Here is a 25,645-nt window from a genome sequence, read left to right as displayed (position 1 = left end):
CAGGCGGCAGGAGCCGTCGCTCTGCCGGACGATGCCGCGTACTCAGTGCCAGGTGGCCGGTCGTCGCGCGCCTTCCGGCAGGGCGCCGGCCCGCTCGTATCCCTCGACCGCGACGGTCAGCCCGGGCGCGATCTCCGTGAAACCCGCGTCGCGTACCAACGGGATCCCGCTCGTGGTGAGTTGGGCCCACAGGGCAGGAGGCGCGGTGCGGACGGAGAGGGGGAAGCCGGCGTCGCGCCAGGCCTTGCGGGCCTCGTCGGGGAGTTCCCACCAGGCGAGTTGGGCGCCGTGACCGGCCTGGGCCATGGCCTTGCCGGCCGACATGTCGACATCGGGGCTGAGCCAGAGCACGGGGGACGTCGGGTCGGGGTCCCCCGGTGCTTCCGGGTCGTCGAGTTCCGTGCCGGAGACCTGAAGGCGGGCCAGGTCCTTGGGCCAGCCGTCCAGGGGGACCGGCGGGAAGACGCGCACCTCGGCCGACCTGCCCGTGACCGTGATGCCCGGCAACGCCTCGGCCCGCCGCCACTCGGCGCCCCGCGCCCGCCGCACCACCTTGCGGATCCGGGCGTCCTCCCAGTCCCGCATGGCCTGCGCCCACTCTCCCCCACTCTCGGCTTCGCTCGAGCGGGGGGACCCCCACGAGCGGGAGGTACCCCCACCCCCTTGCGACCGCTCGTCGCTGAGCATCACCAGGACGGCGCGGGCAGCGGTTTCCAGTGCGTCCGTACGCGCCGGGGGCTCGCTCCGCTCGATACGGACGACCAACGGCAGTACGAACTGGGGCGCCTTGTCGCGGTCGGTCTGCTCATGGCGGAAGGGGCTGTCCTCACTGCCGGCCTGGCCGCCCGGAGTGGTCGTCTGGTCGCTGCTCACGCCCTCCAGTCTGCCAGGCGCAAGATCGGTTCCTCTGCGCGCGGCCGAACGTATGGGCACGGCGGTGGCGTACGCGCTCACCGCGCGCCGCAGTTGATCACCCGGAGCAGGTGGTGCGCTGCGCCTCCTGCCACTCGCAGACGGGGCACAGCGTGATCCCCTTGTACGACTCCGGGTACTCCGTGGGCTTTTGGCACAGCACGCACTCGGCGAATGGCGGGCCCTCGGCCCTCGCCGGAGCATCCGGGGCCTCCCGGGCGGCCTCGGAGCCACCGGCGCCGCAGTAGTCGCTCATGGCTTCAGCGTAGGCCGGGGCCGGACCCGGTGCGACGATGCCCGCACCGGTGAACCCGCCTCCTCCGCGCTCCTCGTCAGCTCGTCACGCCGCGTCGAGTCGGGTCAGCTCCTCGGCGGACAGCTTCAGCTCCGTCGCGGCGACCGAGTCGCGGATGGTCTCGGGGCGTGAGGAACCCGGAATCGGGATCACCACCGGCGCCTTCGCGAGCATCCACGCCAGGCACACCTGCTGCGGGCTCACTCCGTGCGCCTGCGCCACGTCCGCGAACACGGCGAACCGCGAGCCCAGTTCACCGGCCTGTGCGATCCCGCCCAGCGGGCTCCACGGCAGGAACGCGATGCCCAGTTCCGCGCAGAGCTCCAACTCCGGTTCGCTGGAGCGGAATTTGGGCGAGAACTGGTTCTGCACACTCACCAGCCGGCCGCCGAGGATCTCGCCTGCCTCCCGGATCTGATCGGGATCAGCGTTCGAGATACCCGCGAAGCGGATCTTGCCCGCGTCCAGCAGATCGCGGATCGCCCCGACCGACTCCGCGTAGGGGACCCTCGGGTCCGGCCGGTGGAACTGGTAGAGCCCGATGGCCTCGACGCCGAGCCGCTCAAGCGACGCGTCGCAGGCCTTCTTCAAGTACTCCGGCGAGCCGTTCTGCGTCCATGAGCCGTCGCCCGGACGCAGGTGACCGCCCTTCGTCGCGATCAGCACGTCCGAGGTGTCTCCGCCGTACTCGGCCACTGCACGGGCGATCAGGGACTCGTTGTGGCCGACCTCGTGGGCGTGCAGGTGGTAGGCGTCCGCGGTGTCGATCAGGGTCACGCCGGCCTCCAGCGCGGCGTGGATCGTCGCGACCGAACGCCGCTCGTCGGGGCGCCCCTCGATGGACATCGGCATACCGCCCAGACCGATCGCGCCGACCTGGACCTCGCCGATGGTGCGTGTCTGCATGGAGGTTCCTCCTGGGGGAGTCATTCGGTACGCCCAGCCTCCTCCCCGACTTTTTTGCCGTCCAACACGAGAATCCGATCGCTTTGAGCAGCAGTGGTGATGAATCGCTCGGCACCGCGTGGCGGGGCTACCTTCGCCAGGGCCCCGTCACCGCGAACGTCGTCCCCGGGCGATAGCAGTTCACGTACATCGTCTTGCCGTCCGGGGAGAAGGTGACGCCCGCGAACTCGCCCCACTCGGGCTCCTCGGGCGTGCCGATGTTCTGGCGGTTGCGGGCCATCGCGTACACCTCGCCTCGCCGCGTCACGCCGTACACGTGCTGGGCTCCCTCGCCGTCCTCGCAGACCATCAGGCCGCCGGTGGGGGCGAGGGCGATGTTGTCGGGGGACTCGCCGGGAAGTTGCACGTCGGTGTCCGGGCCGAAGACGATCACCAGGGTGAGGCAGCGGGCGGCGGGGTCGTAGCGCCAGATCTGGCCGTAGTGGTCGGCGGCGGAGCCCTCGGCGCTGCGGGCGAAGGACGAGACGAAGTACACGCTCCGGCCGCCCCAGTAGCAGCCCTCCAGTTTCTGGGCGTGGGTGATGCCCTTGGGGCCGAAGTCCTGGAGGCGGATGGGGGTTTGGGCGGCGAGCGGGTCCGGTACGTCCGCCCATTCGACGCCGTCGAACGTGGCGCCCGTTTCCTGGATCGTGGACAGGTCCGGGACGCCCGGCACGCGCATCGCCTGGAGCCGGCCGCCCGCGCGGAGCGAACTCCTGCCGCCCTCCGGCTTGTTGGGCAGGAAGCGGTAGAAGAGGCCGAAGGGCTTCTCGAAGGCGTCCTCGGTCTCGTAGACGATGCCGCGCTTCGGGTCGACGGCGATCGCCTCGTGCTGGAAGCGGCCCATCGCGGTCAGCGGCACGGCACCGGTGCGGTACGGATCCGCCGGGTCGACCTCGAAGATGAAGCCGTGGTCCTTGGTGTAGCCGTTCGTGCCGGCCTTGTCTTCGTTCTCCTCGCAGGTCAGCCAGGTGCCCCAAGGGGTGGGTCCGCCCGCGCAGTTGACGGCGGTACCGGCGATGGCGACCCGTTCCCCGAGCACCTTTCCGTGCTCGTCGAGCGTCAGCGTCGTACAGCCGCCCTTGCCCATCGGGTCGTACGTCAGTCCCTTGACCGTCGGGACGGCGAGCGTCGCGGTGTTGCGGTTCTCGTGGTTGCGGACCAGGTGGACGCGGCCTGAGTGCCTGCCTGCGGAACGCCCGGCGAAGGCGGCCATGCCGTCGTGGTTGCCGGGCACCTTGCCCTCGCCGGAGCGGAGTTCGTCGCCCTCGCGGGACAGCACGCGGTAGCGGAAACCTTCCGGCAGGTCGAGCAGGCCCTTGGGGTCGGGGACGAGTGGGCCGTATCCGGAGTGGCCGAGCGCGGTGGCCGTACCGGTGAAGAGTTCGGACAGGGCACCGGAGAACGCGATGCCCGCTCCCAGGGCACCGGACCGGGCGAGTACTTGCCGTCGTGTGGCGGACATGGGGGCCTTCCTGTTGGCGGACAGGACTGTGACCCGCACGTGTGTACCACGCGGCGGAGGCCGCGTGAACCACGCGCGTAGCGTGGCGTCTCACTGATCGTCGGGCGACACAGGTGATGACTGATCGTCAGGAGGCCCGGACGGCGGGGGCGTCGGGGCAGTCGGCGGAGCCGTGGACTCACCCCGTTCGCCGAGGGCTGGAGAGGGCTGGGCCTGCTGCGCCCGCTCCAGGAACCGCAGCAACTCCACCGGGAACGGCAGCACCAGCGTCGAGTTCTTCTCGGCGGCGACCGCCACGACCGTTTGCAGCAGCCGGAGTTGGAGCGCGGCGGGCTGTTCGGCCATCACCCCGGCGGCCTGCGACAGCTTCTTCGAGGCCTGGAGTTCCGCGTCGGCGTTGATGATCCGGGCCCGGCGTTCCCGGTCGGCCTCGGCCTGCCGGGCCATCGACCGCTTCATTGTTTCCGGCAGGGACACGTCCTTGATCTCGACCCGGTCGACCTGTACGCCCCAGCCCACCGCCGGGCTGTCGATCATCAGCTCCAGGCCCTGGTTGAGCTTCTCGCGGTTCGACAGGAGGTCGTCGAGGTCGCTCTTGCCGATGATCGAACGCAGCGAGGTCTGCGCCATCTGTGAAACCGCGAAGCGGTAGTCCTGGACCCGGATGATCGCGTTGGCCGCGTCGATGACCTTGAAGTAGACCACCGCGTCGACCCGCACCGTCACGTTGTCCCGTGTGATGCCCTCCTGGGCGGGCACGGGCATCGTCACGATCTGCATGTTCACCTTGTGCAGCTTGTCGATGGCGGGGATGATCATGGTGAATCCGGGCCGGCGGGGCTCACCCATCAGCCGCCCGAGCCGCAGGACGACACCCCGCTCGTACTGCCTGACGATCCGTGCCGCGGCCGCGACGTACACCAGCCCCGCGCTCCCGGCCGCCACGCCCGCGGCCAGCAACTCCTCAAGCACGATGACGACCCCCTGCCGGTCGAGGCCCTGTCGTTCGAGGCGTCCCTTACGTAGCCTTATGTCGCTCTTTTCACAATATGCCTGGTCCGAGGCTCCGGTCGAGCCTCGGACCAGGATCTTGATCGCCGGCGTGGACGGTCGGCTACGGCGTATTGACCTTCACCGGCTCGGTCCCCGTCGCGCTGTGCCGCTCGGCCCAGTTCTCCAGGGCCGTACGGCAGGCGTGGTCCAGGTGGTGCAGTCCGGACAGGTCCAGCTCCACCGGCCGGTCCTGGGGCAGTGCCTCCAGGTTGTCGAGGATCTTCGGCAGCCGCAGGAAGGTGGCGTTGCCGGACAGGTACGCCTGGACCGGACCCGCTCCCTTGTCGATGATCTCCAGCTTGATGTGCGAGGCCTCCCAGGCCGTCTTGGCGACGGCCAGACCGAGCCCGATCAGGACGCCCTCGAACATGTTCACCGCGACGATCGACACGGCCGTGACGCACAGGATCAGCGCCTCGCCCCGGTGATCACGCCACATCGAAACGATCCCCCGCAGCGGGATGAGCTTCCAGCCCGCGTGCACCAGGATGCCCGCGAGCGCCGGCAGCGGAATGCAGGCGAGCACCGCGGGCAGCAGCGCCGCAAACAGCAGCAGCCACACACCGTGCATCACCCGGGACGCCTTGGTCTTCGCGCCCGCCTGGACGTTCGCCGAGCTGCGCACGATCACCGCGGTCATCGGCAGCGCGCCCAGCACACCGCAGACGGTGTTGCCCGCGCCCTGCGCCATCAGTTCCTCGTCGTACTCGGTGCGCGGTCCGTCGTGCAGCCGGTCCACGGCGGCGGCGCTGAACAGCGACTCCGCTGAGGCGATCAGTACGAAGGCCACGATCGTGCCGAGCAGCCCCACGCTCGCCAGCTCACCGAAGGCGTCGAAGCCCGGCGGCTGGATCGAGTCGAGCAGGCCCTGGACCTCGACGGTCGCCACGGGCAGGGAGAACACCAGCGCCACGATCGTGGCGAGCGCGACCGCGCCGAGAGCCCCCGGCACCGTACGCACCTGTCGCGGCAGGTGCTTCCACAGGACGAGTACGACGATCGTGCCGGCCCCGAGAGCGAGCGAGGCCATCGCCTCGGCGGATCCGGCCGAGTCGGCGAGCAGCCCCGGCAGCCCGGCCAGCTTGGCCAGACCGGAGGCCGGGGCCTCCACGCCCGCCGCCGAGTAGAGCTGCCCGGCGATCAGGACGAGCCCGATCCCGGCCAGCATGCCCTCGACGACGGCCACCGAGATGGCCCGGAAGTAACGTCCCAACTTCAGGGCACCCATGAGGAGTTGGACCAGTCCGGTGGCCAGCACGATGACGCCGAGCACGGGCAGCCCGAACTCGCGTACGGCCTCGAAGACCAGCACGGTCAGACCGGCGGCCGGACCCGAGACCTGCAGGCTGCTGCCGGGCAGGAATCCGGTCACGAGCCCGCCCACGATGCCGGTGACCAGGCCGAGTTCGGCCGGTACGCCGGAGGCGACGGCGACGCCCACGCACAGCGGCAGGGCGACGAGGAAGACGACGAGGGAGGCGGCGAAGTCCTGCCGCAGATAGGGGAACTTGGTGAGCATCGCGGCCTCAGAGCTCCGCGAAGACGTCGGACTGGGCGTCGTGGGCCAGTACGGAGCCGGTGTGGATCTCGTAGAACCAGCCGTGCAGGCGTAGTTGACCCGCTGTCAGGCGTCGCTCCACGCAGGGGTACGAGCGGAGCCGCAGCAGCTGGGTGAGTATGTGGCCCTGAACGGCGTCGGTGACGGTCGGGTCCTCAACCGCGCCTGTCGGCTTGGGTGTTGCGTGCGCGAGCCAGTCGCGGACGGCGGGTACGGCGGTCAGGTCCTCGTCGCGGACCAGGGCGCCGACGGCACCGCAGTGGGAGTGACCGCAGACGACGATGTCGTCGACTCCGAGGACCTCCACCGCGTACTCGATGGTGGCCGCCTCACCGGTGGGCTGCTCGGAGGCGTACGGGGGCACGATGTTGCCCGCGGTGCGCAGCTCGAAGAGTTCACCGGGCCGGGCTCCGGTGATCAGGGCCGGGACGACCCGCGAGTCGGAGCAGGTGATGAACAGCACCTGCGGGGACTGGCCTTCGGCGAGGCGGGCGAACTCCTCCGGGCGCTCAGCCGACTGCTTGCGGAAGGAGCGTGCGTGATCGATGAGGGGCTGCATGTGTCAGTTCCTCCTGGCGCGCCATGAGGGCGCGTCGGTGTGTACCCGACGTGCCGTGACGGCACGTCGGTTGACGAGACAGAGCGCATGCGGGCACGTCGGCACGACCCCCACGTCGCGCGCTCGGCAGACGTGGCGTGGTGAGGGTGGGTCGTGAACGGTTCGTTCCCGGCGGTCAGATCAGCAACGGAAGACCTGAAGTACCGCCGTGGAGTGGGCTCTTGACGGTCTGCTCGTACGGAGCGACTCGGCGGCCACGGCGTGTGCTGTGTCCCCGTGCTCGGCCGCGGGATTCCGGGCGCACAGGGCGCGCGCCGGATTCTCCTGGGCGGAGTCCGCGGAGCGCTGCCGGTCGCGGACCCTCAGGGGTGGCGTCTCGGCGTTGAGATGCTTGCCCTCGCCGCAGTCGAACGCTTCGGCGTCGCCCGCGGTTTCGGTCCTCGGGTGTGCGGACGCGACGGAGGCGGTGGGAGCAAAGAGCTGCAGGGCCAGTAGGACGGCGGCGAGTACGCAGTACAGCGTCCGGGCCGTCGTGCCTCGTAACATGCGCCCCCTCTCAGCCGCTCTCCGGTCAAGGCTTCTCACGTCAACAACCAAGTTAACGCGGGAAGTTGTTTGCAGGGTTAACTTAGCGTTTCACCCTGAAGAGAACCTGAAGGGGCCGGTGAGAGTTCCTCGCGGTCAGCTCTCCACCAACGGCTTCGCGTCGCGGGCCAGCGCGGTGAGCCGGGAAATGGCCCGGAAGTACTTCTTCCTGTAACCGCCCTTCAGCATCTCCTCGCTGAACAACTGGTCGAAGGGCAAACCGGAGGCGAGGACCGGCACTTCACGGTCGTAGAGCCGGTCGGCGAGGACCACGAGCCGCAGCGCGGTCGACTGGTCCGGGACCGGCCCGACATGCGTGAGGCACACCGCCTTCAGGCCGCCGGTCAGCGCGCCGTACCGGCTGGGGTGGACCCGGGCGAGGTGTGCCAGCAGCTGCGGGAAGTCGTCGAGCGCGGCGCCCTCGGTGGCGTACGCCGCCTCGGTGACCTGTTCGTCGGAGAACGGCGCCGGGGCCTCGGGCAGCCCGCGGTGGCGGTAGTCCTCGCCGTCGATGCGCAGCGCGCGGAAGTGCGCGGAAAGCCCCTGGATCTCCCGCAGGAAGTCGGCCGACGCGAACCGGCCCTCGCCGAGCTTGCCGGGCAGCGTGTTCGAGGTGGCTGCGAGCGCCACGCCCGCCTCGACCAGCTTGCCCAGCAGCGTGGACACGAGGACCGTGTCGCCCGGGTCGTCCAGCTCGAACTCGTCGATGCACAGCAGACGGTGACCGGACAGCGTCTTCACGGTCTGCTGGAAACCGAGCGCGCCGACCAGGTTCGTCAGCTCCACGAACGTGCCGAAGGCCTTGAGCGCGGGCTCCGCCGGGGTCGCGTGCCACAGCGAGGCGAGCAGGTGTGTCTTGCCGACGCCGTAACCGCCGTCGAGGTAGACACCGCGAGGGCCGGCAGGCCGGGCCTCCGGCTTGCGGGAGAACCAGCGCCGCCTGCCCGCCCCGCCGGCGTGCGCCCCGCCGAGACCGGTCGCGAAGCCGTCGAGCACCCTGACGGCCTCGCTCTGGCTGGGCTGGTTCGGGTCCGGGATGTACGTACTGAAGCGGACCGAGTCGAAACGCGGCGGCGGCACCATCTCGGCGACCAGCCGGTCCGCGGGGACGTGCGGCTCGCGGGCGCACAGGGACAGCGGGGTCGCGTCGGCGGGCGGGCCGGTCCCGGAGGCTGCGGTGGAGGTGGACACGCTTACTCACTCTACGGGGCGTGCCACACTGCCGACATGCGACGCCTGTTCCCTGTGACCGACGAGACAGCGCCCTCCGGGGGCGACGCGGAGCGCGAGTGGAGCCTGGCCGAGCTGGCCGCGGCCTATGCGTATCCCGAGCACGGTCCGGGCGGCCGCGAGCCCTGGCTGCGGGCCAACATGGTCTCCACGCTCGACGGCGCCGCCCAGCACGACGGCCGCTCACAGCCCATCTCCGGCGCCACCGACATGCGGATCTTCGGCACGCTGCGGGGCCTCGCGGATGTGGTGCTGGTCGGTGCGGAGACGGTACGGCAGGAGGGTTACCGGCCCGCACGGGCGCGTGAGGACTTCGCCGCGCTCCGGGAGGCCGCCGGACAAGGCCCGGCGCCCGCGATCGCGGTGGTGAGCGCAAGCCTCGAGCTGGACTTCACGCTGCCGCTGTTCACCTCGCCCCTGGTGCCCACGCTGCTGCTCACGGGAGCCGCGGCGGCTCCCGACCGGATCGCGACCGCCGAGAAGGCCGGCGTCCAGGTGGTGATCGCCGGTGACGGCATGGGTGTGGACCCCGCCCGGGCCGTACGCGCCCTGGGTGAGCGCGGTCTGCACCGGTTGCTGACCGAGGGCGGGCCGCGGCTGCTCGGTCAGCTGGTCGCGGCGGGGGTACTCGACGAGCTGTGCCTCACGGTCTCGCCGATGCTCACGGCGGGGGACGCGCAGCGCATCGCCGGGGGGCCTCGGGTGGCCGTGCCCAGGCGGTTCGAGCTGACGTCTCTGCTGGAGGAGGCCGGGTTCCTGTTCAGCCGATACCGTCGGACGTGACGCAGCGGAGTTGATCGTTCCGGGTCTGCTTCCGCGGGCACACTAGTTCTCGCGGTATCCGTACGGGTACGGGGCAGGATGATTTTCGCGGGCCTGGAAACGGGTCCACGGAGGAGGCAGGGCCAACGACGGCCCTCGGAGGAGAAGGGGCGCCTGTCGTGTTCACAAGCGTTTTGATGATCGAGAAGGCCCTCACGTCCGCCGACGTGGAGTTCGTCACCGGTTTGCACGGGGACGAGGAGGTCGCCTTCCATGTGCTGCTCCAGCCCCGCGGCGAGCAGGCGGCCCGGCTGCTGCGGGCCATCGACGACGTGGCACTCGGCTCGCTGGACGAGGCGGCGCACGAGCTGGAGGCTCCCGCCGGGGAGCAGGCGGTCAGTGAGGGGCAGCGGGCCCTCGACGTCTCGCTGGTCGCCCTGCGGGCGGCGGGGGCGCAGGCGGTGGGGCGGTTGATCGAGCACCATCCGCTGGATTCGCTCAAGTCCCTTGTCGAGGAGGCCGACGCCGATGAGGTGATCGTGCTCACCGATCCCCACTACGTGGAGGAGTTCTTCCACCGCGACTGGGCCTCGCGGGCTCGGCACAAGGTGGGGGTGCCGGTTTTGAAGCTGTTCTCGCACAGCAAGGCGTAGCGCTGCGCTGGGCTGGAGCAGGAAGCGCCGTAGGGGTTGTTGTTTGTTTGTCGGCTGCGTGACGGCTGTGGCTGGTCGCGCAGTTCCCCGCGCCCCTGTCGGGGCGCTGTGCGCCCGCGACAACGAATAGGCTGGGGCCGCGCTCCTGAGCGGGGCGCACTCACCGTCGTACCGCATCTGGGGAGAAACACGCATGGCAGCCGGCCTTCCTACCGCCATGGACCGACCGCACTTCATCGGGATCGGTGGGGCCGGGATGTCGGGGATCGCGAAGATTCTTGCTCAGCGTGGGGCCAAGGTGGCGGGGAGTGACGCCAAGGAGTCCGCGACGGCTGAGGCGCTGCGGGCGCTGGGCGCGACCGTGCACATCGGGCACGCTGCCGAGCACCTTGCCGATGACGCCACGTGCGTGGTCGTCTCGTCCGCGATCCGTGCGGACAACCCGGAGCTGGCCCGGGCCGCCGAGCTCGGGATCCCGGTGGTCCACCGGTCGGACGCCCTCGCTTCGCTGATGGAGGGGCTGCGGCCCCTCGCGGTGGCGGGTACGCACGGCAAGACGACGACCACGTCCATGCTGGCGGTGTCGCTGTCGGAGCTCGGCCTGGCTCCCTCGTACGCGATCGGCGGGGACCTCGACGCCCCCGGCTCGAACGCGCTGCACGGCGACGGGGAGATCTTCGTCGCCGAGGCCGACGAAAGCGACCGCAGCTTCCACAAGTACGCGCCCGAGGTGGCCATCGTGCTGAACGTGGAGCTGGACCACCACGCCAACTACGCCTCCATGGACGAGATCTACGAGTCCTTCGAGACGTTCGCGGGCCGCATCGTGCCCGGCGGCACACTGGTGATCTCGGCGGACCACGAGGGCGCGCGGGAGCTGACGTCGCGAGTTTCCGGTGGGCCCAGGGTCGTCACGTACGGCGAGGCCGAGGACGCGGACGTACGTATCGTCTCGATCGTGCCGCACGGCCTGAAGAGCGAGGTCACGGTCCTGCTGGACGGCGAGGAGCTGACCTTCACGGTCTCGGTGCCCGGCCGGCACTACGCGGGCAACGCGGTGGCCGCGCTGGCGGCGGGCGTCGCGCTCGGCGTCCCCGCGGCCGAGCTCGCGCGGGCGCTCGGGGCGTACACCGGAGTCAAGCGCCGCCTTCAGCTCAAGGGCGAGGCGGCGGGCGTGCAGGTCATCGACTCGTACGCCCACCACCCGACGGAGATGACCGCCGACCTGGAGGCGATGCGGGCGGGCGCCTCCGGCCGCATCCTCGTCGTCTTCCAGCCGCACCTCTTCTCCCGCACCCAGGAACTGGGCCGGGAGATGGGCCAGGCACTGTCCCTGGCCGACGCGTCGATCGTCCTCGACATCTATCCGGCGCGCGAGGACCCGATCCCCGGCGTGACGAGCGAGCTGATCGTCGACGCGGCACGGGCGGCGGGCGCGGAGGTGACGCCGGTGCACGACAAGGCGGACGCCCCCGCCGTGGTCGCGGGAATGGCCGTGCCGGGCGATCTCGTTCTCACCATGGGCGCGGGTGACGTGACCGACCTGGGCCCGCGCATCCTGGACCGCCTCCAGTCGAAGTAAGGGGCTGAGCTTCATGTCGTACGACATCGAAAAGCCGGACGAGCAGTGGCGGGCCGAGCTGACCCCGGCCGAGTACACGGTCCTGCGCCAGGCCGGCACGGAGCCCGCGTTCACCGGCGAGTACACCGACACCAAGACGAAGGGTGTCTACTCCTGCCGCGCCTGCGGCGCCGAACTCTTCACCTCGGACACGAAGTTCGAGTCCCACTGCGGCTGGCCCAGCTTCTACGATCCACGCGACTCGGACGCGGTGGAACTCGTGTCCGATCATTCGCACGGGATGGTGCGCACCGAGGTGAGGTGCGCTCGGTGCGGGTCGCATCTCGGACACGTTTTTGAGGGCGAGGGGTATCCGACGCCGACGGATCAGCGGTATTGCATCAACTCGATCTCGTTGCGGCTGGTGGCGGGCGAGGAGTGACCAGAAAGCGCCTTTTGTAGTTGGTCCGGCCGCCCTTGAACCTCCGTAATACGCGTCATACGCTACCAATATGGCGAAGACGCGGATCAGCATCAGTCTGGAGAAGGCACAGGCCGAGCGAATCAGGCAGCATGCGGAGCGGGCGGGTATGGACGTTTCGGCGTACCTGGTGCACGCGGCGACGCGACAGATGGCGGAGAGTGATGCCATAGAGGAGCAGTTCGCGGGGGTGGACGCACTGATCGCGCGGGCGGAAGAAGAGGCCGGTGCGATTGCGGCGGAGCCGACGGCCCAGGCGGGGGAGCTGACCGAGCAGGAGCGCCGAGACGTCGATGAGGCGTTGGCGCTGGCGCGAGGTGAGGATCGGCGGGGAAGCCGGACATCGGGACCCGCCGCGTGAGTGGGCGGGTGCCGGTGTACGACTCCGGCATGCTGGTCGCTCTCGCCGACCGCAAGGCCAAAGCGGTCGCTCTGCACGAAGGGCTGCGCACTTCCGAGCACCGTGCGCTGGTGCTCGGTCCTGTTCTGGCGCAGGTCTGGCGTCCCGACCCGGCCCTGGTGCACGCTCTGGCCGGGGCGTTGAAGGGGTGCACGGTTCCGCAGGCCCGGTCGGCCGAGCCCGCGATGCGGGAGACGAAGGCGGGTCGGCCGGAGTGTCTGGCCTGTGCGACCGGCCCGGATGTCACCGATTGGCGGCGCATCGGGACGGCGCTCGGACAGGCGGCCCTGCCGGCGAAGAAGCGCCCGGACGCGGTGGACGCGTGGGTGGCGCTGGCTGCTGCCCGGCACGGCAGCGCGGTGATCTTCACGAGTGACCCGGATGACATCCACGCGTACCTGGAGGTGCTGCAGCCGCCGGACGTTCACGTCGTCCCGGTGTGAGCGTGGCGGAACGATCCACGCGACTCGGACGCGGTGGAACTCGTGTCCGATCATTCGCACGGGATGGTGCGCACCGAGGTGCGGTGCGCGCTGTGGCTCCCACCTGGGCCACGTCTTCGAGGGCGAGGGTTACCCGACGCCGACGGACCAGCGGTACTGCATCCACTCGGTTTCACTGCGGTTGGTGCCGGACGAGGAATGACGCTGGTGCGGTGGTGTGAACGCGCCGCCCGGGATACCCCCGTGCTGTGGGGGTGTCCCGGGCGGCGCGTGGGTGGGGCAGGTTGTCAGTGGTAGGCGTGGACGACTGCGTGGCCCTTGCCGCGGCCGATCATCCACTTGTTCACGGGCGTGGTGATCACGAAGGCGACCGCGAATCCGCCCAGGAGGGCGAACCAGAACAGCCCGTCGGAAAGGTGGGCGTCCATCGCGCCCGGGGTGAGGGCGATGATGGTGTTGTCGACGAACTCCATCACCGCGATCGAGACGGTGTCGGCGGCCAGCGCCACCTTGATCGCGGTCTTGAAGTCCAGGCCGGCCCGGTGTACGGCGAACAGCGTGAATGAGTAGCCGAACAGGAACGCGAGCGTGATCGCCAGGACCATGGTCGGCACGTTGCCCCACATCAGGGCGGTGCCGATGACCATGCCGAGGATCTCGCCGATGGCGCACCCGGTCAGGCAGTGGAGCGTCGCCTTCGCCGCCATGGCCCAGGACACTCTCCCGTGCGCGCCGTGGGGCATCGCGTGGTCGGCCTGACTGTGATGGCCCTCGTGGGCGGCCTGGTCGTGCCCGGTGCCGGTGTGGTGAGCGCTGTGCTCCATGTCCTTATCCCCATTCCCCTCGATAGCGGCCCGTCCTCGAGCTCACGGTCGAGAACTTTATACCCCACGGGGGTATATATGCGAGGGTGTTTTCGAGCCTTTGCTGACGGCCGGTGGGGCACGGCCCAGCTGTGTGCGACGTCTGTGGATTCGCAGATGGTGTCGGTGCGGTGGTGCGGTGGTGCGGTGGTGCGGTGGTGCGGTGGTGCGGTGGTGCGGTGGTGCGGTGGTGCGGTGGTGCGGTGGTGCGGTGGTGCGGTGGTGCGGTTCGCGTCGCGGTGCCGGCCAACTGTGTGCAACGAGTCAGCGGCCGGAGTGCCCTGCGCGGCGGCCGTCGTGCTCGTGCCCGCTCGTCGGCCTCCGGCCGTCCGGTGTGGGGTGTCCGTCGCGCAGCCCGGACAGGGTCACTGTGGGCCCGCGTCGCGCACGGCGCGGCGGTGCGCCTCGATCGTCTCGTTCCACAGCTCCAGCCCGTCCGCGTCCGCCTCGGCAAAGGCCGGCGACCACAACGACCAGGACGTCTCCTTCGTCGAGGAGATGATCCAGCACCACCGTCGGGCCGTCGACATGGCCGAACTGGCCGACAGCCGCGCCTCTTCACCGGAGGTCAAGGACCTCGCCGCGAAGATCAAGGGGGTCCAGGACCGCCATGAAGCTCGCTGAGGCCGTGATCACGGCCCAGGCGGCCGAGATCGAGCAGATGAACAAGAAGCTCGGTAAGAGCTGACGCGGCGACAGAAGCGGGGGTGCCGGGCGGTGCACACTGCCGTCCGGCCACCCGGTCCTCTCTTCTCACGGCCCTGGAGCGGGGCGGAACAAGTCGTTTGCGAACTGTGAAATTCCCACAAGCTCGGCGCAATTGTCCCTATCAGGTGACCTTGGCGCCCTCATGTGGCTGGGTTCACGCGATGTTCTCCTGGGACGGCATGCCGGGTCCTCGCCGTCGGGTTAGGATCACGGCATGATTACGGCCTGGTCTCCATCTCGCACGCCAAGGAGCCGCTCATCAGCGGCTCTGTGGCGTGTCATGGGGTTGGGCCTGTTCCTCTTCGGTCTGCTGTATACGCATGCCGTCAGTCCTGACGCCACGGTGAGTCACCTCGCCTCCGAAAAGGGCGTCTCTGCGTCGGGCGTTCATTCCGGGTCCGCCGTCGAACTCGTAGACGTTGCGAGTGCTACCTCGGCGCAGCCGACGGGCGAGCAGCCGGAGGGTCATCACGACGGCCACGGACAGCAGCACGCCGATGCGGACTGTGTGATGGGGCAGCCTCCGCAGGGTCCCGATGTGGCGGTGCCCTGCCTGTCTCCGCTGAGCTCGGAGAACGGCGACGAGGGGCCCGGCTCCGCGCCCGCCCGCCATGCTGCCGCCGCGGCACGGGACTTCGCGGCTCCGAGAACGCAAGCGGCGGACTCCACGGTTCTTCGTATCTAGGTCGGCGCCTTCCGCACCGGTCGCCCCCTTCCCGGGATTCCTGGACTCGGCCCAAGACCGCGTCATGCCTTCTCCCGGCGACCGGTACATCACGTCCGACCTCCTGTGCGAAGCGCCCACGGCGTGGCGCCGGGACGGTCGACGGCTCTCTCTCACCCCCCACTGATCCCTGCCCCGACCGGGAGTGCTCCCGTACGGGCAGTGACCGCCCCGCGGAGGACCTGTGCCGCCCATCCCTGCCCGTTCCAGTTCCCGTGCCTCACGGTTACGTCCGCTCCGGAGGAGCCTGCTCATCCGGAGCACGCTGTTCGCCCTGCTGTTCATGCTGCCGGCGTGCCTCGCCGATCAACGCCACGCGCTGGAGCCGCCCGTTCGATCGGCCGCGGTCTCGAGTGAAGCCCCTCCGCCCGCCGAGGGCTTCGACGGTGAGAACCCCGACGCGTCCGAGTCTCCCGACCGTTGCCACGGCCCCCGCCTCGGACATGCCTTCGTCCCGCAGCCGTCTCCACGGGTCCCGCCGCCGGCCGTCACCGCGCTGTCGTTGACGGACGCCACAGCAACTCCCGTACGACAGCCCCCTGGCGCCGTGCGAAGACTGCTGCCGAGCGGCGGCCGGTCCGCTCTCACCGCCATCTGCAGGTGGCGCATATAGAGGCCGCCTCGCGGGCCGACCCTCGTCGCCCGCCGCGCGTCGTGCCTTGGCCGTCGCGCGAGATGAGCATCCGCACGCGTCCGTATCGATACGAGAGCGAACGAAATGCACTCACTGACCACGAGCGACCCCACTCCTGCCGGCCCCACGCTCCAGGGGCTAGTCGGCAACACCCCCGTTCTGCGGATCTCCCAGCCGTTCACCGAGCCGGACCGCGGCTTCTGGGCGAAGCTGGAGGGCTTCAACCCCGGCGGCATCAAGGACCGCCCCGCACTGCACATGGTTGAACGGGCCCGAGCTCGCGGCGACTTGCGGCCGGGACGCCCGATCATCGAGTCGACCAGCGGCACCCTCGGCCTCGGCCTCGCCCTGGCCGGAATGGTCTACGGCCACCCCGTCACCCTGGTCACCGACCCCGGCCTCGAACCGTCGATGAACCGGCTGCTCGCCGCCTACGGCGCGACCGTCGACATGGTCCCCGACCCGCACCCGACCGGAGGCTGGCAGCAGGCCCGCCGCGACCGCGTCGCCGAACTCATGGCGGAACACCCCGGAGCCTGGTGCCCCGACCAGTACAACAACCCCGACAACGTCGCCGCCTACACTCCGCTCGCCCTCGAACTCGCCTCGCAGATGGGCCACATCGACGTACTCGTCTGCAGCGTCGGCACAGGAGGCCACTCCGCGGGGACCTCGCGTGTCCTGCGTCAGCTGTACCCCGAGCTGCGGGTGGTGGGCGTGGACACCGTGGGCTCGACCATCTTCGGCCAGCCCGCCCGGCCCCGCCTGATGCGCGGTCTCGGCTCCAGCATCTACCCGCGCAACGTGGCATACGAGAACTTCAGCGAGGCGCACTGGGTGGCCCCCGGCGAATCCGTCTGGGCCTGCAGGCAGTTGGCCGCCTCCCACTACGCCACCGGTGGCTGGAGTGTCGGCGCGGTCGCGCTGGTGGCCGGCTGGGTCGCGCGTACGACCCCGCCGGGCACCCGTATCGTGGCGATCTTCCCCGATGGACCCCAGCGCTATCTGGAGACGGTCTACGACGACGAATACTGCGCCGAACACGGGCTGTTGGGCGTGACCCCGGCGCCCGAGCCGGAGGTCGTCGGCCGTCCCGATGAGAAGGAAGTCACCCGCTGGACCCGCTGCGCGGCGGTCACCGATCCGGTCGCCCTGGTGGCGGGGGCCGTTTCGGAGACGGTTACAGGGACGGGTGGTTCGCGGTGAGGGCGACACTCACGCAGATGCGCTCCTACGACCGGAGCGTCCAGTTGTTGATGGTCAATCAGTTCACCATCAACCTCGGCTTCTACATGCTGATGCCCTACCTGGCCGCCCACCTGTCCGGCACCCTCGGTCTCGCCGGCTGGGTCGTCGGACTCATCCTCGGTGTACGGAACTTCAGCCAGCAGGGCATGTTCCTCGTCGGCGGAACACTCGCCGACCGCCTCGGCTACAAGCCGATGATCGTGGCCGGATGCGTGCTGCGTACGGTCGGTTTCGCGACGCTCGGACTGGTCGACTCGCTGGCCGCACTGATCGCCGCGTCGGCGGCCACCGGGCTCGCCGGCGCGCTGTTCAACCCGGCGGTCCGGGCGTATCTCGCCGCGGACGCGGGGGAGCGCAGGGTCGAGGCGTTCGCGCTGTTCAACGTCTTCTACCAGGCCGGCATCCTGCTTGGCCCGCTCGTGGGCATGGTGCTGACCGGGGTGGACTTCCGCGTCACCTGCCTGGTGTCGGCCGCGATCTTCGCACTGCTGTCCGTCGTGCAGATCCGCGCGCTGCCCGCCCGGCGGGCCGAGGACACCAAGGGCAAGGAGAGCCAGGGCCGGGACGGTGTGCTCGCCCAGTGGCGCGGCATCCTCGCCAACCGGCCGTTCCTGCTCTTCTCCGGCGCCATGATCGGCTCGTACGTCCTCACCTTCCAGGTGTATCTGTCCCTGCCGCTGGAGGTGCGCAGGCTCGGTGGTGACGGCGAGTTCGGTACGGCCGCCGTGGCGGTGCTGTTCGCGGTCTCCGGGCTGAGCACCATCGTCGGGCAGACGAGGGTGACCGCCTGGTGCAAGGCCCGGTACGAACCCGGCCAGGCGCTGACCCGAGGGCTGGCGATCATGGGGCTGGCGTTCGTGCCGTTGCTGATGGCCACCGCCGTGCCCGTACCCGGGTCAGGAGTGGGTTTGTGGCTGCTGGCCGCGGTGCCGCCGACGCTCGCCGCGCTGCTGCTCGCGATCGGCACGATGATCGCGTACCCCTTCGAGATGGACACCATCGTGCGCCTCTCCGGTGATCGGCTCGTGGCCACGCACTACGGGCTGTACAACACCATCTGCGGGGTCGGCATCACGCTCGGCAACCTGCTCACCGGTGCCGCGCTGGACGCGGCCCGCGAGGCGGGGATGCCGGCGCTGCCGTGGGTCTCGCTGTGTGCGCTCGGCCTCGCCTGTGCGGCCGCCCTGTACGGCCTGCACCGTACCGGCCGTCTGGTGACCCCCGAGCCCGAGTCGCAGCCCGTCGCCGCCTGACCCGCCGCAGGTCCACGAACCAGGGGCGGGCGCCGCATGCGCCCGCCCCTGCCAGTGTCCACCGGAGAAGCCACATGATCCCCGCGCGCCCGGGGCTGCGGGGCACGCCGGTCGCCCACTAGCACGGCCGCTGATCGACACCCTCCTGCCGCAACGCGCCCTGATGGCGGGGCCGGTGGAGTGATCCGGGGCGGGCGTATCCGGGACGCGCAGAAGGGCTGGAACACGGTCAACCCCCTTTGCGGAGCGGGATACTGGTGCCTTCTCACGACGTGGCGACCAGGGGAGCGGATCGGTGAACTCTGCCGGAGAAACAGCCCGTTGGGGTGTGGGCGGCGGCCGGGGCGGGCGGCATGCGGTCGTCGTGGGCGGGAGCCTCGCGGGGCTGCTCGCGGCGCATGTCCTTGCCGGGCACGCCGAGCGGGTGACCGTCGTCGAGCGCGACCGGTTCCCGGACGGCATCAAGCCGCGGCCCGGCGTACCGCAGGGCCGGCATCCGCATGTCCTGCTGGAGGGCGGGCAGGTGGCCCTGGAATCGCTGCTGCCGGGCTTCCTGGCGGAGCTGCGGGCGGCGGGGGCGCCGCGCGTGGGCATGCCCTCGGACATGGTGCAGCGGCAGGACGGGCGCTGGCTCCGGCGGCTGCCCGCGACGACGCACATCTACACCGGTTCCCGCGCGCAGCTCGAGGAGCTGGTGCGGAGGCGCGTCCTCGCCAACCCGGTGATCAGCGTGGTGGAGGGGACAGATGTCGTCGGGCTCCTCGGTGACGCCTCGCGCGTGCGGGGTGTGCTGCTGCGTGACCGCTCCGGCGACGACCGCGAGAAGCAGCGGACCCTCGAGGCCGACCTGGTCGTCGACGCCTCCGGCGGCGGCACGAAGGTCCCTCAGTGGTTCACGGCGATCGGGGCCGAGGCCCCGCACGAGGAGACCATCGACACGGGGCTCGCGTACGCCTCCCGCGTCTACCGGGGCAAGAGCGGCGCACTGGACGGCGACACCCTCGGCTACTACGTCTACCCCAGCCCCGCCGAGGTCCACGGCGGCGGTGCGCTGCCCCTGGAAGACGGCACCCACCTGGTCATCGTCTCCGGGTTACGCGGCGACGAACCGCCCACGGACGACGACGAGTTCGTGACGTACACCAAGAGGCTGCCGCATCCGCTCCTGCACCGGTGGCTGGACGAGGCCGAACCGCTCTCACCGGCGTTCGGCTACCGGCGGACCGCGAACATCCGCCGCCGCTACGACCTGCCCGGCCGCCGCCCGGCCGGATTCCTCGCCACCGGCGACGCCCTGTGCACCTTCAACCCGATCTACGGGCAGGGCATGGCCGTCGCCGCGATGAGCGCGGTAGCCCTGCGCGACGCACTGGCCGATCCGCGCCGGACCCCCACGACGCGGCACGTGCAGCGGGCGCTCCTGGCGGCGTCCCGGCAGGCATGGGACATCTCCGCCGGGGCAGACCGCAAGATGCCGGGCGCGGTCGGCACCGCGGTCGCCGGCGAGCCCGCGGACCGCGTCGCAGACTGGTACCTGCGGCGAGTCCAGGAGCGTTCCCCCGGCGACGCCGTCGTGGGGCGCGCCTTCCGCTCCGTACTGACCCTCTCCGCGCCCGTCAGCGCACTGTTCGCCCCGCCCGTGGCCCGGGCCGTCCTCTTCCGTCCGCCACCGCCGGCACCCACCGAGCCGCCGGCGACACCGGAGGAACCGAGGGCCTGAGTGAGGCCGGCAGCCGACGGCATCTTTTCGCGCCGGTCCGCGCATCGGCCCGTCCGCCCTGGAAAACCCGCTGGGCGGAAGGTTCGAGCCCGTGGCCGGAGGCCGGGAACGTTCCCGGCCCTCCGGACGTTGTAGGCAGTGGTTGTAGTTGAAGTTTGCGAACGTGGAAGCGCCCGCGGAGTTCTGACAGCGGGCGCTTTGTCGTTTTCGGGGGTTTTCTTCGACGGCTGGCGACCAGCAGCCCGGGATCGTGCGAGCGCGCGTTTCCCGCACTACTCGCCATCTCGAAGGAGACATCACATGGCTCAAGGAACCGTGAAGTGGTTCAACCCGGACAAGGGATTCGGCTTCATCGCCCCCGATGAGGGCGGCGCCGACATCTTCGTCCACCACTCGGCGATCGACACGGGTGGTTTCCGCTCTCTGGAGGAGAACCAGCGGGTGGAGTTCACCGCCAGCCAGGGCCCCAAGGGCATGCAGGCGGACCAGGTCCGCGCGCTCTGAGGACAGCCAGTCGAACCCCATTCCGAGGCAGGCCCGCGCCGCGGGCCTGCCTCGTGCTGCCTCCGTACGGTGCCGCATCCGGCGCCCCTCCCCATGCCGGGCAGGCAGCGCCCGTGCACCCCGAAAGGAACCCTGTGGCCACTGACATCAGCGCCCGGAGTACTGATCCGGCGGACTACGCCGCGACGACCGAACCGTCGCCCGGCAGCCGGGGCAGCGACTACGCCGCTCTGTCCCGAGAGGTGAAGCGGAGCGGGCTGCTGAAGAGGCGACCCGGCTACTACTCCGTCAAGATCGGGGGGAACCTGCTTCTGCTGGCCGCCGGGTGGACCGCATTCGCCCTGATCGGACCGTCGTGGTGGCAGATGGTGACCGCCGCCTTCCTCGCGGTGATGTTCACCCAGACCGGGTTCATCGGGCACGACGCCGGCCATCACCAGATCTCCGGCTCCAAGCGCGTCAACAACCTGCTCGGCCGCGTGCACGCCGACCTGCTGATCGGTCTCAGCTACGGCTGGTGGATCTCCAAGCACAACCGGCACCACTCCCACCCCAACCACGTCGACCGCGACCCGGACATCGCCGACGGCGCGATCGCCTTCACCCAGGACCACGCCCGCGTCCGCAGCGGAGCGTACGCCTGGCTGACCCGCCACCAGGCCTGGCTGTTCTTCCCGATGCTGCTTCTGGAGGGACTCGCCCTGCACGTCGCCGGCGTGCGGGCGCTGCTCGAGCGCGCCGGTGCCCGTACTTCGCGGAGGACGAAGGTGGCCGAGGCAGGCATGCTGACGGCGCATCTAGGCGGCTACCTCGGCGCCGTGTTCTGGGTGCTGCCTCCCCTGCAGGCCGTGTGCTTCGTCGCCGTGCACCAAGGGCTGTTCGGGCTGTACATGGGATGCTCGTTCGCCCCCAACCACAAGGGCATGCCGATGTTCGCCAAGGACGACAAGATCGATTTCCTTCGTCGACAGGTACTGACCTCGCGCAACATCCGCGGCCGACGGCTCACCGACTTCATGCTCGGCGGACTGAACTACCAGATCGAACACCACCTGTTCCCCTCCATGCCGCGGCCCAGCCTGCGCCATGCCCAAGAACTCGTGCGCACGTTCTGCGCCCGGCACGACATCGCCTACCACGAGACCGGGCTATTCCACTCCTACGCCCAAGTGCTACAGCACCTCCACGCGGTCGGCGGCCCGCTGCGCCTGCGCCCCGAGCTGGAGTACTGATCACCTGCCGGCCCCTCCCCGGGCGGCGCGGATGACGTCGGCGAGGGGGGTGGCGGGGTGGCCGGTGAGGCGGGGGACTGCGTCGCTGACGCCGTCGAGCCGGCCGGCCGCGATGGCCGTGTAGGTGGACACCCAAGCGTCGAGCTGCCACTGCGGGGCACCGTAGGAGGCGCGGGAGGCGTATGCCTCCTCGACCGTCTCGGGGTGGTACGTGACGGTGCGGCCGAGCACCTCCGACACGATCTCCGCAGCCTCGTCCAGCGTCAGGGACTCGGGACCGGTCAGGTCGTAGATGGCACCGGCGTGCCCGGCCGGCCGGGCGAGGACCGCGGCGGCGGCGTCGGCGATGTCGTCGTGGGATACGAAGGCCGCACGTCCCTGCCCGGCCGGACCGCGGATCACACCGTCCTCGCCGGCCAGGTCGGGGATGAACCCGGCGTACAGATTGTCGCGCAGGAAGGTGTACGCCATCCCGCTGGCCCGGATGTGCTCCTCGGTGTGGAAGTGATCACGGGCCAGCGTGAACACGGCGTCGGGCGCGGCGCCGAAGAAGGACACGTAGACGAGGTGCCCGACGCCCGCCTCTGCCGCGGCGTCCACGAAAGCCCTGTGCTGGTCGAGCCGGTCGGCGCTCTCGGAAGCGGACACCATGAACACGGTCTTCGCCCCGCTCAGGCCGCGGACTACGGCGTCATGGTCGTGGTAACTGCCGCCGATCGCCGTGGCACCGGGCAGCTCGGGCGCCCGCTCCGGGTTACGCACCAGCAACCGCTGCGCCATGCCGCGCTCGGCCAGGCGGCGGGCGACGCGCCCACCCAGGCGTCCCGTTGCTCCGGTGACCGCCAGCGTTGATTCGGGAAGGTCGGTCATGGTTGGCGTCCCTTTCGGTTGGGTGAGTTTGCCGTCCGGCCGAGTCTCACATGTGCCTTCGCCGAGCTGGGCTACGACCATCCCTCCGCACGCGAGCTGGCCCGCCGCCTCGGCGTCAGCCACAACTTCATCAACGACCGGTACGGATCCAAGGCGGCGTTCTGGCGCGCGGTGGTGGACGCCGCCCTGGGGCACAGATCGCGAGCCTGCCGCAGCCGGACCCCTCGTTCGACGAGGCCGAGCAGCTGTGGCAGATCATCACCGGCTTCTACCGGACAGCGGCCGACGAGCCACTGATCGGGCGGCTCTTCGTCGACGAACTCAATCGGGACGGCGAGCGGTTGGACCACCTGTACGAGCACTACATCAGCCCGGTCCTGCAGACCCTGGTGTCCGTCATCGACAGGCTCGTGGCCTCCGGACGCATGACACCCGTCCCGCTCGACGTGCTGTTCTTCGCCGTCATCCCTCCCGTCGCGGGAATGCTGGAGATGCCTCTGGCGCGGCGCCCGGGCAGGGCCGACGCCGCCTCACCGCAGCAGCTCACAGCCACGGCGGAGGCACTGGCGGAGCTGGTGGTCAACGGACTGCTCGCGGCCGTTTCGGGGACCGGCCGCTGAGTCCCGATCGACGTCACCGCCCCATGGACGACGGCGCCCACCCCGTGTACGGCGCGCACTTGCACCTCGACACCAAGACCGGCATCGTCGCCCTCGACATGTCGGTCCAACGGCCACTGGGCCTTGGCTCGGCTCACAACACCCTGCGCTGCACCAGCCACGAGAGCGTGAACATCCCCGGCAGCAGCGGCACCCAGATCGTCAGGACCCGGTAGCCGATGATCGTTGCCGTGGCCAGGCTCATGGGGGCGCCGAAGAGGACCATGGTGAACACCAGGGCCGCGTCGATGGGACCGATGCCGCCCGGTGCGGGTACGGCTCCGACCGCGGTGCTGGCGACGAGGAGCGCGAACGTCACCTGCGCCCAGGACAGCGGCAGGCCCAGCGAGAAGCCGACCGAGGCGATCACGCTTGCCTGGAGCAGCGGGGTGGCGGCGGCTCCGCCCCAGAGGGCGAGGACGCGGCTGGGCCGGGCATGCAGGATCCGTGCGTCGGTCAGGGCGGTGCGTACGAACTTGAGGATCGGGCGCCGCAGCGGACGTACGAACGTCAGAAGCAGCGCGGCCACGGCCAGACCGGTCGCCACGCCTCCGGCGATCAGGTGCAACGTCCGTTCGTCCGGGACGAGTTCACCCAGCCCCAGCACGCCCGGGAAGAACACCAGGAAGACGAGGAGTACCAGCGTCTTCGCCAGGGGTTTGACCAGCGAGTACAGCGCGAGCGAGGCGGTGCCCCTGGTGAGGGATATGCCCTGGCGCTGGAGGAAGCGGAGCGTGACGGCGTGGGCGCCGATGCTCGCCGGGAGCACATGGTTCGCGGTGCCGGCGGCGACCTGGGAGGCGAGCAGCAGCCCCGGTGGGAGCCGTTCCGGCAGGGCGCCCTGACGGACGCACGCGGCTGCCACCCAGCCCATGCACATGAAGAAGAAACCGGACAGCAGCCACCAGGGGTCGGCGGAGGCCAGCTGGGCGGCGCCGTCGTACACGGTGCGCCAGTCGAGTGCCGCCCAGGCCGCGACCAGAAGGAGCGGGAGCAGACTCAGTGCCCGAAGGGCGTGGCGGGTACGGGAGGGGGAGCGGACGGGGCCGGGGGTGGTGGCGGGGAGCGGCCCGGGGAGTTTGTCGAGCGGGAGCAAGGACACAGCGCACGTCGTCCTTTCGCGGCACGCCCGTGGGGGGCGGGCGTGACGGATGCAAGGCGAGGCAGAGGGGGACAGCGGGAACCGTTCCCTCCCGGTATGACGGCACGGTGTCCTGGAGCCGAAGAGGCGCCAGCGGGCGGGCGACGGTGCCGAGGATGATGCCCTGTTTCCGCAGCAAGAACGCCTCTCTGTGGCCTTTGTCTCCCTGTGACCTGTCTCCTAGGGCTCTCCTTACGGCTCTCCTTACGACGCCGAGGCCTTTGCCGAAGCGGCGATCAACTGGTCCAGCAGAGCGATCAGTACGTCCCGGGACGACTCGCGCTCACGTGCGTCGCAGAGCAGCACTCTGGTGCCCTCGGGGAGCGCCAGGGACTCCCGGATCTCCTCGGGTGTGTACGGATGCTGCCCGTGGAAGCCGTTGACGCCGATGACGAACGGGATGCCCCGCCGCTCGAAGAAGTCGATCGCGGCGAAGCTGGACTCGGGTCTGCGTACGTCGAGGAGGACCACGGCTCCCAGCGCGCCGATCGCGAGGTCGTTCCACATGAACCAGAACCGCTGCTGTCCGGGCGTACCGAAGAGATACAGCACCAGGTCCTGGCCGATCGTGATCCGGCCGAAGTCCAGCGCCACGGTGGTGGACTTCTTCCCGTCGAGGCCCTGGAGGTCGTCGACGCCCAGACTCGCGGAGGTCAGCCGTTCCTCGGTGTGCAGCGGGACGATCTCGCTGACCGACCCGACCATGGTGGTCTTCCCGACCCCGAAGCCGCCGGCGATCAGGATCTTGACCGTGTCGGGTGCCGAGTTCCCCTGGGCCTGGGCTCTTTTGGCCGAAGTCCCTTGGACTGGAGTCCCGTTGACGGGTGCGTCAGAGCCGGCCAAGGCCGTCCCTCACTTTCTGCAGCAGGTCCATGTCCGGCGTCCCGGAGACAGGACGCGGCGCATGAACGGTGATTCGGCCCGCCGCCAGCAGATCGCACAGCATGATGGAGACCACGCTCACCGGCAGGTCGAGGTGGGCCGCGAGCTCCGCGACGGCGATCGGCTTCGCGCACAGCCGCACGATCCGGGCGTGCTCGGGCTGCGTCCGGGCGGCCCAGGTGGGCGGCGGGTCCACCGCGGACACCGTCGTGATGAGGGAGAAGTCGCTGCGGTCGGGCCGGGTCCTGCCGCCGGTCAGCGCGAACGGCCGTACGAGACGACCCGCCGCCTCGCCTCCGCTCACC

At 70.3% G+C, this 25,645-nt stretch carries 27 protein-coding genes and 1 pseudogene; 14 read left to right on the top strand and 14 right to left on the bottom strand.

Translation table 11 applies throughout. The features are described 5' to 3' along the window. Nucleotides 1–42 precede the first annotated feature (42 nt). The 9 genes from ABD357_RS09490 to zapE all read right to left on the bottom strand — a co-directional run bounded on the left by ABD357_RS09490 (nucleotide 43) and on the right by zapE (nucleotide 8,563). Entirely contained in the window at nucleotides 43–873 is an 831-nt protein-coding gene (locus ABD357_RS09490; RefSeq protein ID WP_344388940.1) for a peptidyl-tRNA hydrolase, read from the bottom strand. 97 nt (nucleotides 874–970) lie between these two features. Beyond that, nucleotides 971–1,168: a hypothetical protein gene (locus tag ABD357_RS09485; RefSeq protein WP_344388938.1), complete on the bottom strand. Its 198-nt coding sequence runs from the start codon at nucleotides 1,166–1,168 to the stop codon at nucleotides 971–973. Nucleotides 1,169–1,252: 84 nt separating this feature from the next. After that, nucleotides 1,253–2,113 carry an aldo/keto reductase gene (locus tag ABD357_RS09480; protein WP_344388936.1) on the bottom strand — a complete coding sequence of 287 codons (861 nt, stop codon included), beginning with the start codon at nucleotides 2,111–2,113 and terminating at the stop codon, nucleotides 1,253–1,255. 127 nt (nucleotides 2,114–2,240) lie between these two features. After that, nucleotides 2,241–3,617 (bottom strand): PhoX family protein, encoded by a 1,377-nt coding sequence (locus ABD357_RS09475; RefSeq protein ID WP_344388934.1) that lies wholly within the window; start codon nucleotides 3,615–3,617, stop codon nucleotides 2,241–2,243. 90 nt (nucleotides 3,618–3,707) lie between these two features. Next, nucleotides 3,708–4,589 (bottom strand): slipin family protein, encoded by an 882-nt coding sequence (locus ABD357_RS09470; protein ID WP_344388932.1) that lies wholly within the window; start codon nucleotides 4,587–4,589, stop codon nucleotides 3,708–3,710. Between the two features lie 142 nt (nucleotides 4,590–4,731). After that, nucleotides 4,732–6,189, bottom strand: a complete 1,458-nt coding sequence (locus tag ABD357_RS09465; protein ID WP_344388931.1) for a SulP family inorganic anion transporter — start codon at nucleotides 6,187–6,189, stop codon at nucleotides 4,732–4,734. A 7-nt stretch (nucleotides 6,190–6,196) separates the two neighbouring features. After that, nucleotides 6,197–6,787 (bottom strand): carbonic anhydrase, encoded by a 591-nt coding sequence (locus tag ABD357_RS09460; protein WP_344388930.1) that lies wholly within the window; start codon nucleotides 6,785–6,787, stop codon nucleotides 6,197–6,199. Nucleotides 6,788–6,967: 180 nt separating this feature from the next. Beyond that, nucleotides 6,968–7,333 (bottom strand): hypothetical protein, encoded by a 366-nt coding sequence (locus tag ABD357_RS09455; RefSeq protein ID WP_344388929.1) that lies wholly within the window; start codon nucleotides 7,331–7,333, stop codon nucleotides 6,968–6,970. Between the two features lie 135 nt (nucleotides 7,334–7,468). Continuing rightward, nucleotides 7,469–8,563 (bottom strand): cell division protein ZapE, encoded by a 1,095-nt coding sequence (zapE, locus tag ABD357_RS09450; protein ID WP_344388928.1) that lies wholly within the window; start codon nucleotides 8,561–8,563, stop codon nucleotides 7,469–7,471. Between the two features lie 36 nt (nucleotides 8,564–8,599). Between zapE and ABD357_RS09445 the strand changes: the two genes are divergently transcribed. The 7 genes and pseudogenes from ABD357_RS09445 to ABD357_RS09415 all read left to right on the top strand — a co-directional run. Continuing rightward, nucleotides 8,600–9,385, top strand: a complete 786-nt coding sequence (locus ABD357_RS09445) for a pyrimidine reductase family protein (protein ID WP_344388926.1) — start codon at nucleotides 8,600–8,602, stop codon at nucleotides 9,383–9,385. Between the two features lie 158 nt (nucleotides 9,386–9,543). After that, nucleotides 9,544–10,017 carry an indole-3-glycerol phosphate synthase gene (locus ABD357_RS09440; protein WP_344388924.1) on the top strand — a complete coding sequence of 158 codons (474 nt, stop codon included), beginning with the start codon at nucleotides 9,544–9,546 and terminating at the stop codon, nucleotides 10,015–10,017. Nucleotides 10,018–10,210: 193 nt separating this feature from the next. Next, the gene (gene murC / locus ABD357_RS09435) at nucleotides 10,211–11,599 is read left to right on the top strand and encodes a UDP-N-acetylmuramate--L-alanine ligase (RefSeq protein WP_344388923.1); all 1,389 of its coding nucleotides are present in this window, start codon (nucleotides 10,211–10,213) and stop codon (nucleotides 11,597–11,599) included. 13 nt (nucleotides 11,600–11,612) lie between these two features. Beyond that, the gene (gene msrB / locus ABD357_RS09430) at nucleotides 11,613–12,020 is read left to right on the top strand and encodes a peptide-methionine (R)-S-oxide reductase MsrB (protein ID WP_344388922.1); all 408 of its coding nucleotides are present in this window, start codon (nucleotides 11,613–11,615) and stop codon (nucleotides 12,018–12,020) included. Nucleotides 12,021–12,090: 70 nt separating this feature from the next. After that, nucleotides 12,091–12,420, top strand: a complete 330-nt coding sequence (locus tag ABD357_RS09425) for a plasmid mobilization protein (protein ID WP_344388921.1) — start codon at nucleotides 12,091–12,093, stop codon at nucleotides 12,418–12,420. Further along, nucleotides 12,417–12,902: a hypothetical protein gene (locus ABD357_RS09420; RefSeq protein WP_344388920.1), complete on the top strand. Its 486-nt coding sequence runs from the start codon at nucleotides 12,417–12,419 to the stop codon at nucleotides 12,900–12,902. Before ABD357_RS09425 ends, ABD357_RS09420 begins: the two co-directional genes overlap by 4 nt. A 12-nt stretch (nucleotides 12,903–12,914) precedes the next feature. Continuing rightward, a pseudogene (locus tag ABD357_RS09415) lies at nucleotides 12,915–13,104 on the top strand (peptide-methionine (R)-S-oxide reductase); the annotation flags it as partial. Between the two features lie 85 nt (nucleotides 13,105–13,189). Here ABD357_RS09415 and ABD357_RS09410 read toward each other — a convergent pair. Further along, the gene (locus ABD357_RS09410; protein ID WP_344388919.1) at nucleotides 13,190–13,726 is read right to left on the bottom strand and encodes a DUF4396 domain-containing protein; all 537 of its coding nucleotides are present in this window, start codon (nucleotides 13,724–13,726) and stop codon (nucleotides 13,190–13,192) included. A gap of 378 nt (nucleotides 13,727–14,104) precedes the next feature. On the opposite strand from ABD357_RS09410, the gene ABD357_RS44605 reads away from it, so the two are divergent. The 6 genes from ABD357_RS44605 to ABD357_RS09380 all read left to right on the top strand — a co-directional run bounded on the left by ABD357_RS44605 (nucleotide 14,105) and on the right by ABD357_RS09380 (nucleotide 21,788). Continuing rightward, complete coding sequence (locus ABD357_RS44605) at nucleotides 14,105–14,389, top strand: DUF305 domain-containing protein (RefSeq protein ID WP_425584785.1); 285 nt, start codon at nucleotides 14,105–14,107, stop codon at nucleotides 14,387–14,389. A 1,526-nt stretch (nucleotides 14,390–15,915) separates the two neighbouring features. Continuing rightward, the gene (locus ABD357_RS09400) at nucleotides 15,916–17,037 is read left to right on the top strand and encodes a PLP-dependent cysteine synthase family protein (protein ID WP_344388918.1); all 1,122 of its coding nucleotides are present in this window, start codon (nucleotides 15,916–15,918) and stop codon (nucleotides 17,035–17,037) included. A gap of 17 nt (nucleotides 17,038–17,054) precedes the next feature. Further along, nucleotides 17,055–18,332: an MFS transporter gene (locus ABD357_RS09395; protein ID WP_425584784.1), complete on the top strand. Its 1,278-nt coding sequence runs from the start codon at nucleotides 17,055–17,057 to the stop codon at nucleotides 18,330–18,332. A gap of 364 nt (nucleotides 18,333–18,696) precedes the next feature. Then, nucleotides 18,697–20,052: an FAD-dependent oxidoreductase gene (locus tag ABD357_RS09390; RefSeq protein WP_344389044.1), complete on the top strand. Its 1,356-nt coding sequence runs from the start codon at nucleotides 18,697–18,699 to the stop codon at nucleotides 20,050–20,052. A 300-nt stretch (nucleotides 20,053–20,352) separates the two neighbouring features. After that, nucleotides 20,353–20,556 carry a cold-shock protein gene (locus ABD357_RS09385; RefSeq protein ID WP_344388916.1) on the top strand — a complete coding sequence of 68 codons (204 nt, stop codon included), beginning with the start codon at nucleotides 20,353–20,355 and terminating at the stop codon, nucleotides 20,554–20,556. 134 nt (nucleotides 20,557–20,690) lie between these two features. Beyond that, a complete protein-coding gene (locus tag ABD357_RS09380) occupies nucleotides 20,691–21,788 on the top strand; it encodes a fatty acid desaturase family protein (protein WP_344388915.1) in 1,098 nt (365 codons plus the stop codon). Here the strand turns inward: ABD357_RS09380 and ABD357_RS09375 are convergent, their stop codons facing one another. After that, a complete protein-coding gene (locus ABD357_RS09375) occupies nucleotides 21,789–22,658 on the bottom strand; it encodes an SDR family oxidoreductase (protein ID WP_344388914.1) in 870 nt (289 codons plus the stop codon). A 50-nt stretch (nucleotides 22,659–22,708) separates the two neighbouring features. Here ABD357_RS09375 and ABD357_RS09370 point away from each other — a divergent pair, with 50 nt between their 5' ends. Next, the gene (locus tag ABD357_RS09370) at nucleotides 22,709–23,278 is read left to right on the top strand and encodes a hypothetical protein (RefSeq protein ID WP_344388912.1); all 570 of its coding nucleotides are present in this window, start codon (nucleotides 22,709–22,711) and stop codon (nucleotides 23,276–23,278) included. Nucleotides 23,279–23,411: 133 nt separating this feature from the next. Here ABD357_RS09370 and ABD357_RS09365 read toward each other — a convergent pair whose 3' ends face one another. The 3 genes from ABD357_RS09365 to ABD357_RS09355 all read right to left on the bottom strand — a co-directional run bounded on the left by ABD357_RS09365 (nucleotide 23,412) and on the right by ABD357_RS09355 (nucleotide 25,644). Continuing rightward, the gene (locus ABD357_RS09365) at nucleotides 23,412–24,419 is read right to left on the bottom strand and encodes a lysylphosphatidylglycerol synthase transmembrane domain-containing protein (protein WP_344388910.1); all 1,008 of its coding nucleotides are present in this window, start codon (nucleotides 24,417–24,419) and stop codon (nucleotides 23,412–23,414) included. 243 nt (nucleotides 24,420–24,662) lie between these two features. Beyond that, nucleotides 24,663–25,301, bottom strand: coding sequence for a GTP-binding protein (locus tag ABD357_RS09360; protein ID WP_425584783.1), 639 nt, complete (start codon nucleotides 25,299–25,301; stop codon nucleotides 24,663–24,665). Beyond that, nucleotides 25,288–25,644, bottom strand: coding sequence for a DUF742 domain-containing protein (locus tag ABD357_RS09355; protein WP_344388908.1), 357 nt, complete (start codon nucleotides 25,642–25,644; stop codon nucleotides 25,288–25,290). The genes ABD357_RS09360 and ABD357_RS09355 overlap by 14 nt, the downstream gene beginning before the upstream one ends. Between the last annotated feature and the right edge of the window lies 1 nt (nucleotide 25,645).

Source organism: Streptomyces vastus, assembly GCF_039532825.1.
Taxonomy (GTDB): Bacteria; Actinomycetota; Actinomycetes; order Streptomycetales; family Streptomycetaceae; genus Streptomyces; species Streptomyces vastus.
This window is presented reverse-complemented; position numbering and strand designations above follow the sequence as displayed.

What these genes read in the sequence shown, in the direction of transcription:
- ABD357_RS09485 (WP_344388938.1), bottom strand. Translation starts at nt 1,168, where the DNA reads ATGAGCGACTACTGCGGCGCCGGTGGCTCCGAGGCCGCCCGGGAGGCC.
- ABD357_RS09480 (WP_344388936.1), bottom strand. Translation starts at nt 2,113, where the DNA reads ATGCAGACACGCACCATCGGCGAGGTCCAGGTCGGCGCGATCGGTCTG.
- ABD357_RS09475 (WP_344388934.1), bottom strand. Translation starts at nt 3,617, where the DNA reads ATGTCCGCCACACGACGGCAAGTACTCGCCCGGTCCGGTGCCCTGGGA.
- ABD357_RS09465 (WP_344388931.1), bottom strand. Translation starts at nt 6,189, where the DNA reads ATGCTCACCAAGTTCCCCTATCTGCGGCAGGACTTCGCCGCCTCCCTC.
- ABD357_RS09460 (WP_344388930.1), bottom strand. Translation starts at nt 6,787, where the DNA reads ATGCAGCCCCTCATCGATCACGCACGCTCCTTCCGCAAGCAGTCGGCT.
- ABD357_RS09455 (WP_344388929.1), bottom strand. Translation starts at nt 7,333, where the DNA reads ATGTTACGAGGCACGACGGCCCGGACGCTGTACTGCGTACTCGCCGCC.
- ABD357_RS09445 (WP_344388926.1), top strand. Translation starts at nt 8,600, where the DNA reads ATGCGACGCCTGTTCCCTGTGACCGACGAGACAGCGCCCTCCGGGGGC.
- murC (WP_344388923.1), top strand. Translation starts at nt 10,211, where the DNA reads ATGGCAGCCGGCCTTCCTACCGCCATGGACCGACCGCACTTCATCGGG.
- msrB (WP_344388922.1), top strand. Translation starts at nt 11,613, where the DNA reads ATGTCGTACGACATCGAAAAGCCGGACGAGCAGTGGCGGGCCGAGCTG.
- ABD357_RS09425 (WP_344388921.1), top strand. Translation starts at nt 12,091, where the DNA reads ATGGCGAAGACGCGGATCAGCATCAGTCTGGAGAAGGCACAGGCCGAG.
- ABD357_RS09410 (WP_344388919.1), bottom strand. Translation starts at nt 13,726, where the DNA reads ATGGAGCACAGCGCTCACCACACCGGCACCGGGCACGACCAGGCCGCC.
- ABD357_RS09400 (WP_344388918.1), top strand. Translation starts at nt 15,916, where the DNA reads ATGCACTCACTGACCACGAGCGACCCCACTCCTGCCGGCCCCACGCTC.
- ABD357_RS09395 (WP_425584784.1), top strand. Translation starts at nt 17,055, where the DNA reads ATGCGCTCCTACGACCGGAGCGTCCAGTTGTTGATGGTCAATCAGTTC.
- ABD357_RS09385 (WP_344388916.1), top strand. Translation starts at nt 20,353, where the DNA reads ATGGCTCAAGGAACCGTGAAGTGGTTCAACCCGGACAAGGGATTCGGC.
- ABD357_RS09375 (WP_344388914.1), bottom strand. Translation starts at nt 22,658, where the DNA reads ATGACCGACCTTCCCGAATCAACGCTGGCGGTCACCGGAGCAACGGGA.
- ABD357_RS09370 (WP_344388912.1), top strand. Translation starts at nt 22,709, where the DNA reads ATGTGCCTTCGCCGAGCTGGGCTACGACCATCCCTCCGCACGCGAGCT.